Origin of the sequence: Mucilaginibacter sp. RCC_168, assembly GCF_041355315.1 — a bacterium.
Classification (GTDB): domain Bacteria; phylum Bacteroidota; class Bacteroidia; order Sphingobacteriales; family Sphingobacteriaceae; genus Mucilaginibacter.
In genome coordinates, this window is sequence record NZ_JBFUPN010000057.1 from 1 (window position 1) to 1743 (window position 1743).

General features: G+C 48.4%; 1 protein-coding gene. It reads left to right on the forward strand.

Annotated features, from left to right (window positions below):
* Positions 1 to 1743 (forward strand): condensation domain-containing protein (locus AB6735_RS27910; protein ID WP_370999463.1); only part of this gene is annotated, 1743 nt, incomplete at both ends.

Sequence of the window (1743 nt, forward strand, 5' to 3'; positions counted from 1 at the left end):
GCTGCTATATGGACAGACCTGCTCGCCGTTGAGCGCGTTGGCATACACGATAACTTCTTCCAGCTCGGCGGAGATTCTATCATCACGATTCAAGTGGTCAGCCGTTTGCGCCATGCTGGTTATCACACCCGTCCACGGGACATTTTCATGCATCAGACCATAGCTGCCTTAGCTGCAGCGATTGCCGCTCAGGATAACACGGATATAACGGCAGAGCAGGGAGCCTTAACGGGTAAAAGCGGATTATTGCCTACTCAGCAATGGTATTTAAGCCGCCAGAAGGGACACCTCTCCCATTATAACCAAAGTGTGTTGCTGGCTATAGACAAGTCCATAGCCGTTGAGCTTTTGCAGCAGGCTGTTCAGCTATTGGCAGAGCGGCATGATGCATTACGTTTCAGGTATGAACAAACTTCATCGGGTTGGGAACAACATTATTCCTCAGGCCCGGTTTTGCCCTTAATAGTAGAAAACATGACAACAGATACTGTGTTGTTCGGTTTACGGATAAGGGACATCTCCAATGACTATCAACGCGGTCTTGATATAGAGAAAGGAGAACTCATACGGGTGGTATTGATGAAGACATTAAACGACCAAAGCCATAACCGGTTGTTAATAGTTATACATCACCTGGTGGTGGACGGTGTGTCCTGGCGTATTTTGTTAGAGGACCTGGGCTTGATAATAAGCGCGCTAATGCAGGGTAATAGCCCAGTATGGGGCAATAAGAGCAGTTCCTACCGGGACTGGTATAACGCTCTGACTGAATATGGAAAGAGCACCCGCTTACTGGCGCAGCAGCCCTACTGGCATAAAGCAGTACAGCGTTACCGTCCGCTGCCTTATGATCACGCCTGCTCCGGGCCCGTAAAGATAAAGGATACCGGACATTACAGGAGCCGCTTAAGCACAGCACAAACGCAGGTATTATTGCAGGATGTACCGGCAGTCTACCATACAGAGATTAATGATATTTTATTAGCCGCCCTGGCTAAGACAATAGAGGAGTGGTCGGGATCGGAAGAAATTGTTATAGGCCTGGAGGGACATGGCAGGGAGGATATACTCGATGGAATAGACCTCTCCCATACCGTGGGCTGGTTTACCAGCATGTACCCCGTATTGCTGTCTAAGGGAACCGGGACAGGGCCAGCCGACTGGATCAAGAGCGTTAAAGAACAGTTGCGTAAAGTCCCGGATAAAGGACTGGGTTACGGGATATTAAAGTATATCAATAAAGAACCGCAGTTACAGGGCGATTTACCATGGGATATCGTGTTCAATTATTTGGGACAACTGGATAATGTCCTGAAGCAGAACCAGGATAATTATCTGACGGCAGCAGGAGAGCCCACAGGAGAACAGGCAAATCCCGAACTCCTGACAGATGAAAAACTTTCAGTTAACAGTATGGTAGCCGGCGGGGAACTCGTACTTAACTGGGGCTACAGTACCCTTCATTTCAGCCAGGAGCGGATACAGGAACTTGCAGACTGCTATCTCAAAAACCTGGAAACGCTGATCGATCATTGCACCGAACAGCACAAGTCGGGCATCGTTTTCACCCCTTCTGACTATGGACTCGGAAATGAGATCGCTTATAATGAACTCGACAGCTTCTTAACAGAAAACACAACTACTGGGCATGGAACAATAGCCGGACTTTATCGTTTGAGCGATTTGCAGCAGGGAATGTTGTTCCATGCCCTTTATGAACACGGCAGCGGTGCATATGTTGAG